This window comes from Mycobacterium sp. NGS67, assembly GCF_059812185.1.
In genome coordinates this window covers 227051-235511 of record NZ_JCALCF010000008.1, presented here as the reverse complement: position 1 = coordinate 235511, position 8461 = coordinate 227051, and the positions used below count along the sequence as shown (strand labels likewise).

The 8461-nt window shown below is 66.4% G+C and carries 8 protein-coding genes; 2 read left to right on the top strand and 6 right to left on the bottom strand.

Annotated elements, in window-relative coordinates:
- Together AC5Y4D_RS10350 and AC5Y4D_RS10345 are read right to left on the bottom strand one after the other, a co-directional pair.
- Positions 1–2145: a 3-hydroxyacyl-CoA dehydrogenase NAD-binding domain-containing protein gene (locus AC5Y4D_RS10350; RefSeq protein ID WP_500037107.1), complete on the bottom strand. Its 2145-nt coding sequence runs from the start codon at positions 2143–2145 to the stop codon at positions 1–3.
- 4 nt (positions 2146–2149) lie between these two features.
- The gene (locus AC5Y4D_RS10345) at positions 2150–3361 is read right to left on the bottom strand and encodes an acetyl-CoA C-acetyltransferase (protein ID WP_499946877.1); all 1212 of its coding nucleotides are present in this window, start codon (positions 3359–3361) and stop codon (positions 2150–2152) included.
- 431 nt (positions 3362–3792) lie between these two features.
- On the opposite strand from AC5Y4D_RS10345, the gene AC5Y4D_RS10340 reads away from it, so the two are divergent.
- Complete coding sequence (locus AC5Y4D_RS10340; protein WP_500037106.1) at positions 3793–4962, top strand: pyridoxal phosphate-dependent aminotransferase; 1170 nt, start codon at positions 3793–3795, stop codon at positions 4960–4962.
- Here the strand turns inward: AC5Y4D_RS10340 and AC5Y4D_RS10335 are convergent.
- The 3 genes from AC5Y4D_RS10335 to AC5Y4D_RS10325 all read right to left on the bottom strand — a co-directional run bounded on the left by AC5Y4D_RS10335 (position 4959) and on the right by AC5Y4D_RS10325 (position 6544).
- Complete coding sequence (locus tag AC5Y4D_RS10335; protein WP_499946879.1) at positions 4959–5393, bottom strand: SRPBCC family protein; 435 nt, start codon at positions 5391–5393, stop codon at positions 4959–4961. The genes AC5Y4D_RS10340 and AC5Y4D_RS10335 overlap by 4 nt on opposite strands.
- 53 nt (positions 5394–5446) lie before the next feature.
- Complete coding sequence (locus AC5Y4D_RS10330; protein ID WP_499946880.1) at positions 5447–5899, bottom strand: SRPBCC family protein; 453 nt, start codon at positions 5897–5899, stop codon at positions 5447–5449.
- Positions 5900–6103: 204 nt separating this feature from the next.
- Entirely contained in the window at positions 6104–6544 is a 441-nt protein-coding gene (locus AC5Y4D_RS10325) for an SRPBCC family protein (RefSeq protein ID WP_499946881.1), read from the bottom strand.
- Positions 6545–6609: 65 nt separating this feature from the next.
- Between AC5Y4D_RS10325 and AC5Y4D_RS10320 the strand changes: the two genes are divergently transcribed.
- Positions 6610–8274 (top strand): alpha-keto acid decarboxylase family protein, encoded by a 1665-nt coding sequence (locus AC5Y4D_RS10320; RefSeq protein WP_499946882.1) that lies wholly within the window; start codon positions 6610–6612, stop codon positions 8272–8274.
- Here AC5Y4D_RS10320 and AC5Y4D_RS10315 read toward each other — a convergent pair.
- Entirely contained in the window at positions 8268–8453 is a 186-nt protein-coding gene (locus tag AC5Y4D_RS10315; protein WP_499946883.1) for a (2Fe-2S)-binding protein, read from the bottom strand. The two genes, AC5Y4D_RS10320 and AC5Y4D_RS10315, sit on opposite strands and share 7 nt — an antisense overlap.
- Positions 8454–8461: the final 8 nt, after the last annotated feature.

Genomic DNA, 8461 nt, shown 5'->3' with positions numbered 1-8461 from the left:
TCAGGTCAGCGAGTCCGGCGGCAGGAAGCGGTCACCGTAGCGCTCCGCCAGCTCGCGGGCGCGGGCGACAAACGCGTCCTTGCCCCGGCCCAACGGACCTTCGTAGCCCACGATGTACTGCGCGCTACCACCGGTCCACGGCGGGAAGCCGATGCCCATGATGGACCCGATGTTGGCGTCGGCGGTCGACGTCAGCACGCCCTCGTCGAGGCACTTCTGGGTTTCCAGCGCTTCGGCGAACAGCATCCGGTCGATCATGTCCTGCAGCGGCGGTTCGGACGAACCCGACTTGAACGTCTCCCGCAGGCCCGGCCACAACCCGGACCGCTTGCCCTCCGGGTACTCGTAGAAGCCCGCACCCTTCAGCCGGCCGGACCGCTCCAGCTCAATCATCTTCTCCACCACGGCTTCTGCCGGGTGCGGCTCGTAGGTGCCACCGGCATCCTCGACACCCTTGCGGGTGGCGACGGCGATCTTGTGCATCAGCTCCAGGTTGAGCTCGTCGGACAGCTGCAGCGGCGGCGCCGGGTAGCCGGCCTGCGAACCCGCCTGCTCGATCGACGCCGGCTCGACGCCCTCGCCGAGCATCGCCAGCGCCTCGTTGACGAAGGTGCCGATCACTCGCGAGGTGAAGAAGCCGCGGCTGTCGTTGACCACGATCGGGGTCTTGCCGATGGCCAGGGTGTAGTCGAAGACCCGGGCCAGCGCCTCGTCGGATGTCTTTTCGCCCCTGATGATTTCGACCAACGGCATCTTGTCGACCGGCGAGAAGAAGTGAATCCCGACGAAGTCCTCCTGCCGCTTCACACCCGTGGCCAGGCCCGTGATCGGCAGCGTCGAGGTGTTCGACCCGAGCAACGCGTTGGGCTCGACGATGTCCTCGATCTCCTGGAACACCTTGTGCTTGAGGTCCTGGTTCTCGAAGACCGCCTCGATGACGAAGTCCACGCCCTTGAGGTCGGCTGGGTCGGCGGTCGGGGTGATGCGCGCCAGCAACGCGTCGCTCTTCTCCTGCGAAGTACGGCCCCGCTCAAGCGCTTTGGCTTCCAGCTTCTCGGAGTACCCCTTGCCCTTCTGCGCCGCCTCGATGCTGACGTCCTTGAGCACCACGTCGTAGCCGGCCTTGGCCGAGACATAGGCGATGCCGGCGCCCATCATGCCGGCGCCGAGCACACCGATCTTGTTGATCTTGACCGGCTCGATGCCGTCCGGCCGCGAGCCACCGCCGTTGATGTGCTGCAGGTCGAAGAAGAACGCCTGGATCATGTTCTTGGCGACCTGGCCGGTGACCAGCGTGGTGAAGTAACGACTTTCGATGCGGCTGGCCGTGTCGAAGTCCACCTGCGCGCCCTCGACCGCGGCGGACAGGATCGCCTTCGGTGCCGGCATCGGCGCGCCCTTGATCTGCTTGCGCAGCAGCGCCGGGAACGACGGCAGGATCGACGCCAGTGCCGGGGACGACGGGGTGCCGCCGGGCATCTTGTAGCCCTTCTTGTCCCAGGGCTGCTCGTGCGAGTCGGGGTTGGCCTTGATCCAGGCCTTGGCGGCCGGGACCAGCTCCTCGACCGTCGGCAGCAGCTCGTCGATCAGACCGAGCTCCTTGGCCTTGGCCGGCTTGAACCGGGTGCCCTGCGACAGGATGTTGACGAAGGCGTTCTGGATGCCGAACATGCGCACCGAGCGCGTGACGCCGCCCGCGCCGGGCAGCAGACCCAGGGTCGCCTCGGGGAAGCCGAACTGCGATCCCTTCACATCGGCCGCGATGCGGTGGTGGCAGGCCAGCGCGATCTCCAGGCCGCCACCGAGCGCCGCTCCGTTGAGCGCCGCGACCACCGGCTTGCCGAGGGTCTCCAGCGTGCGCAGTTGCTTCTTGACGTTTTCGACCAGATCGAATGCCTCACCGGCGTTTTCGGGCCCGATCTGAATCATGCTCTTGACGTCGCCGCCGGCGAAGAAGGTCTTCTTCGCGCTGGTGATCACCACACCGGTAATCGAATCCTTCTCGGCGACAAGACGATCCACCGTCTTGCCCATCGACTCGATGTAGTTCTCGTTCATCACGTTGGCCGACCCCGATGGGTCGTCCAGGGTCAGCGTGACGATGCCGTCGTCATCGGTGTCCCACTGAATTGCGTTGTCGGCCATGTGCTCAAACCCTCTCGATGATCGTCGCGACACCCATGCCGCCGCCAATACACAACGTGACCAGGGCGCGCTGGGCGTTGCGGCGCTCCAACTCGTCGACCATGGTGCCCAGGATCATCGCCCCGGTGGCTCCCAACGGGTGACCCATCGCGATGGCGCCGCCGTTGACGTTCAGCTTCTCGTCGGGGATGTTCAGGTCCTTCTGGAACTTCAGCACCACCGACGCGAACGCCTCGTTGAGCTCGAACAGGTCGATGTCGTCGACGGTCAGTCCCGCCCGGTCGAGCACCTTCTTGGTGGCCGGTGTCGGGCCGGTCAGCATGATCACCGGGTCGGCGCCGCTGGTGGCGGTGGCGACGATGCGCGCCCGCGGGGTCGCGTTGATGGCGGCCCCCGCCTTCTCCGAGCCGATCATGACCAGTGCGGCGCCGTCGACGATGCCGGAGCTGTTGCCGCCGGTGTGGACGTGGTTAATCTTCTCGACGTAGTGGTACTTCTGCAGCGCCACGTCGTCGAATCCGCCCATGGCCGCCAGCGCCTCGAAGGCCGGCTTGAGCTTGCCCAGGCCTTCCTTGGTGGTGTCGGGCCGCATGTGCTCGTCGTGGTCGAGGATCAGCAGACCGTTCTGGTCGCGGACCGGCACCACCGACTTGGCGAAGTAACCGCCCGACCACGCCTCGGCCGCCTTCTCCTGGCTGCGCAGCGCATAGTTGTCGACGTCGTCGCGGGAGAAGCCCTCGGTGGTGGCGATCAGGTCGGCGCCGATGCCCTGCGGGACGAACATCACGTCGTAGTTGGTCGCCGGGTCCAGGCCCATCGCGCCGCCGTCGGATCCCATCGGGACCCGGCTCATCGACTCCACGCCACCGGCCAGCACCAGGTCATCCCAGCCCGAGCGCACCTTCTGCGCGGCGGTGTTGACGGCTTCGAGGCCGGACGCGCAGAACCGGTTCAGTTGGACGCCGCCGGCGGTGACGGGCATGCCCGATGCGAGGACCGCAGCGCGGGCGATGTCGCCGCCCTGGTCGCCGACCGGCGAGACGCAGCCCAGGATGACGTCGCTGATCAGGTTCTCGTCCAGGTCGGGGTTGCGCTTGCGCAGCTCCTCGATCAGGCCGACGACCAGGTTCAGCGGCTTGACTTCGTTCAGCGACCCGTTGCGCTGCTTGCCGCGCGGTGTGCGGATGGCCTCGTAGATGAAGGCTTCTTCGGACATATCGATTTCCTGTTCCAAAAAGGGAGGGTTCGGATCCGTCTCACAGACTAGGTCCAGTACTCGCACCCTAACAGGGCCGTCGGCCAACCTGTTGGTTGGGAGGGAGTTCGCTGGTCAACGGCATCCTCGCCCGCCCAGCGTCACGTTCGGCGCGCCCAGCGTCACGTTCGCCCGCCCAGCGTCACGCTAGCGTGACGTTCGGCGCCCGGCGCCACGCTAGCGTGACGTTCGGCGCCCGGCCGCCGCGCGAGCGTGGGGCTGGCCGCGCACTCGACAAGAAAACGAGCATCCTCGCCCGCCCAGCGCCACGCTGGCGTGACGTTCGGCGCCCGGCGCCACGCTGGCGTGACGTTCGACGCCCGGCCGCGACACCCAACGTGCGCCTAGCCGCGCACTCGATGAGAAAACGAACGCGCCTAAGCTCGACTGCCATGACCGTCCCGCGGCTGCAGCCCTACGCGACCACGGTGTTCGCCGAAATGTCGGCGCTGGCGGCGCGGATCGGGGCGGTCAACCTCGGGCAGGGCTTCCCCGACGAGGACGGCCCCCCGGAAATGCTGCGGGCGGCCCAGGATGCCATCGCGCAAGGCGTCAACCAGTACCCGCCCGGCCCGGGAATCCCGGCCCTGCGGCAGGCGATCGCCGCCCAGCGACAGCGGCACTTCGGAATCGAGTACGACCCCGACACCGAAATCCTGGTCACCGTCGGAGCCACCGAAGCCATCGCCGCGGCGGTGCTCGGACTCGTCGAGCCCGGCTCTGAGGTGCTGCTGATCGAACCGTTCTACGACTCCTACTCCCCGGTGGTCGCGATGGCGGGCGCGCACCGGGTGCCCGTCCCGTTAACCGCCGACGGCACCGGTTTCGCGTTGGACGCCGACGCGCTGCGCCGCGCCGTGACACCCCGCACCAAAGCCCTGATCGTCAACACCCCGCACAACCCGACCGGCGTCGTGCTGAGCGCCCCCGAGTTGGCGGCGATCGCCGAGATCGCGGTAGCCGCAGACCTTCTGGTGATCACTGACGAGGTCTACGAGCACCTGGTCTACGACGACCGCCGGCATCTGCCGCTGGCCGGCTTCGACGGCATGGCCGAACGCACCGTCACCATCTCGAGTGCGGCCAAGATGTTCAACTGCACCGGATGGAAGATCGGATGGGCTTGCGGCCCAGCACATCTCATCGCCGGTTTGCGTGCGGCCAAACAATATCTGAGCTACGTCGGCGGGGCGCCGTTCCAGCCCGCGGTAGCCCTGGCGCTGGACACCCAGGACGACTGGGTGGCCGCGCTGCGGGTCTCGTTGCAGGCCAAGCGCAACAGGCTGGCCACTGGGCTGGCCGACGTCGGGTTCGCGGTGCACGACAGCTACGGCACCTACTTCCTGTGCGCGGACCCGCGCCCACTCGGATACGACGACAGCACGGCGTTCTGTGCCGCGCTACCGGAAAAGGTGGGCGTCGCCGCGATCCCGATGTCGGCGTTCTGCGACCCGGCCGCCCCGCACAACGAACTGTGGAATCACCTGGTGCGCTTCGCCTTCTGCAAGCGCGACGCGACCCTGGACGAGGCCATCAAGCGGCTGGCGGCGCTGGCCGGTTAACCTTCCATCACCCGCTGACGCAGCCCCTCCAGAGCGGAATGCAGGATCTTCTTGCGGGCCCGGTTGACCAGGAACTCCGGTAGCGGCGCCGAAGGTTCGACCGTGAGAGTGAACCGCACCCGCGTCTTGTCCGGACCTTCGCGGGTGAGGTTGTATTCCCCATGCTGGGCGTGCTGCTGCAGCGTCCTGGTGGCGTCCCACACCATCCAGTCCGGTCCCCAGTGATATTCGAGCAACTCCTTGTCGACGATGCCGACCACCTTGATGGTGACCTTGACATGGCGGGGACGGCCGTCGGGCCAGGTATCGACGACTTCGGCCTTCTTGTGTACCGAAGACCAGGACGGCACTGCGTCCATGTCGGCGAGCGCGTCCATGATCACGTCCGGCGGCGCGTCGACAACCACTTCGCTCGATGCTTGTATGGCCACTGCTGCCCAAACTAGCAATCAATAGGTCGGGCAGGAGTCAACGCGCCACCCAACTACGGGTCCGGCTCGGTCGCGCCACCCATCACCTGCTCGCGCAGCGCCTTGGCCGCGGCGTCCAAGACATGCTCACTGGCCCGCCTGACGATGAATCCGGGAATCGGCCCAGCCGGCTCGACAGTGATGTCGAAGCGGACCCGGGTCTTGTCGAGACCCTCGGGGGTGAGGTTGTACTCGACGTGTTGGCCGTGCTGCTGAGCGGTTTTGCCGGCGTCCCAGACCACCCAGTCCGGGCCCCAGTGATACTCGAGGATCTCTTTGTCGACCAATCCCAGGATTTTGATCGTCGCCTTCACGTGGTGCGGCCGGCCGTCGGGGTAGTAGTCGAGGATCTCGACGTTCTTGTGCAGCGGCGACCAGGAAGTCAGCGCACCAACGTCTGCCAGCGCCTCCATGACCACTTCCTGGGGCGCATCGATGACGAATTCTCGCGATGCTTTTACGGCCACCGTCACCAAAGCTAGCAACGACGACATCACCTGGGGCGCTGTTGCAGGAAATTGTCTGTTACCAGCCGATTTCGTCGAGCGGCGTGGTGCCGGCAGACGGTGGCCCGACCAGCGTAGGGGGGGTATGCGCGAAAAGCGAAAAAGCCTGCTCGACACCGTGCGCAGGGGCCGCGGACCGTGACCGCGCTCCCAACGACGTTGTTACTAGCCTTTTTTCACCTTCAGCACTCGGTTGCGCAACTCCTTGGTCGCCGAGTCGATGGTGCCCTTGACAGCCCGCTTCAGCACGAACCCGGGCAGCGGCACATTGGGGTCGACGCTGATCTCCATCTTCACCAACGTGTCGTTCCCTTTGGGAATCAAGGTGTATTTGCCGTCCTGCGACTTCTGCTGACCGGAGCTGACCAGCGTCCAGCTCACCTCGTTGCCGCTCCAGGTGTAGGCGACCACCTGCTCGTCGGTGATGCCGGCGGTCTTCACCTTCATCTTCACCTTGCTGGGACGTCCGTCGTCACCGGTCTCCAGGATCTGTGCGCTCTGATGCGGTTCGGACCACTCGGGCATCGCTTCGAAATCGGCGATGACATCCAGGATCTCCTCCGGACTGGCTTCGATGACGACGTCGCGAGATTCTTTGATTGCCATGGCCCGCACCATATCGCGGTCGTGCCCCGGCGGGAATAGTCTCTTTCCGGCGTAACGTCGGGTGGGTGAATGATCCCGTCTACACCGTCGGGGACTACCTCCTCGACCGCCTCTCCGAACTCGGCGTCACGGAGATCTTCGGCGTACCCGGCGACTACAACCTGGCGTTCCTCGACCACATCGTGGCCCACCCCGAGCTGCGCTGGGTCGGCAACGCCAACGAGCTCAACGCCGGCTACGCCGCCGACGGGTACGGCAGGCTCCGCGGAATGTCCGCTGTGGTAACGACATTCGGCGTCGGCGAACTGTCAGCCACCAATGCGATCGCCGGCAGCTACGCCGAGCACGTGCCGGTCGTGCACATCGCGGGAGGACCGTCCAAGGATGCTCAGGCCACCCGCCGGGCGCTGCACCATTCGCTCGGCGACGGCGACTTCGAGCACTTCTTGCGTATCAGTCGTGAAATCACATGTGCGCAAGCCAATCTCATGCCCGCGACGGCCTGCCGCGAGATCGACCGGGTGCTCGAAGAAGTTCGGGAGCAAAAGCGTCCCGGATACATCCTGATGTCCACCGACGTCGCACGCTTTCCCACCGAACCGCCGACGGCTCCGTTGGCCCAATACACCGGCGGCACCAGTCCGCGGGCACTGGCCATGTTCGCCGAAGCCGCCGCCAAACTGATCGGCGACCACCAACTGACCGTGCTGGCCGATCTGCTGGTGCACCGACTGCACGCGGTCGACGAGCTCGAGGCGCTGTTGGCGGCAGATACGGTTCCGCATGCGACATTGATGTGGGGCAAGAGCCTGCTCGACGAGAGCTCCCCCAACTTCCTCGGTATCTACGCGGGTGCGGCCAGCGCGCAACGGGTTCGGACGGCCATCGAGGAGGCGCCGGTGCTGGTGACCGCCGGGGTGGTGTTCACCGACATGGTCAGCGGCTTCTTCAGCCAGCGCATCGACCCAGCCCGAACCATCGATGTCGGCCAGTATCAGAGCAGCGTGGGCGACGACGTGTTCGCCCCGCTGGAAATGGCCGCCGCCCTGCAGGCGCTGACCACGATCCTGACCGAGCGGGGCGTCAAGTCAGCGGCCGTGGTGGCGCCACCGACTCCGGCGCCGGCACCGACACCGGGACGCGACGAGCCGCTCACCCAACCGATGCTGTGGGACCGGTTGTGCTCCGCGCTCACCCCGGGCAACGTCGTGCTGGCCGATCAGGGGACGTGCTTCTACGGCATGGCCGACCACGTGCTGCCCCAGGGCGTCACCTTCATCGGTCAACCCCTGTGGGGTTCGATCGGTTACACGTTGCCCGCCGCCTTCGGGGCGGCGGTGGCGCATCCGGACCGCAGGACGGTGTTGCTGATCGGTGACGGTGCCGCGCAGTTGACCGTGCAGGAACTCGGCAGCTTCTCCCGGGAAGGCCTGTCCCCGGTGATCGTGGTGGTCAACAACGACGGGTACACCGTCGAACGCGCGATTCACGGCGAGACCGCCCCCTACAACGACATCGTGGCCTGGCGATGGACCGATGTCCCCAACACGTTGGGGGTGACCAATCATCTGACCTTCCGGGCGCACACCTACGGCGAACTCGACGACGCACTGACCGCGGCCGCCGAACACCAGGACCGCATGGTGTTCGTCGAAGTGGTGTTGCCGCGCCTGGAAATCCCGCCCCTGCTCGCCCAACTCGTCGGGCCGATGCAGCCTCAAGATCACTGAGCGAGACGATGGCGATCGCTGTTGGCCGACGCGATGATCGCGCGCACGGTGCGCCGGCAGCGTCCGCAGTCGGCGCCGGCGCCGCACGCGGCCGCGACCTCCTTGCTGGTCGATGCGCCCGACGTCACCGCTTCGGCGACCATCTGGCTGGTGATGCCGTTGCACAGGCACACATACATCGCGCCGG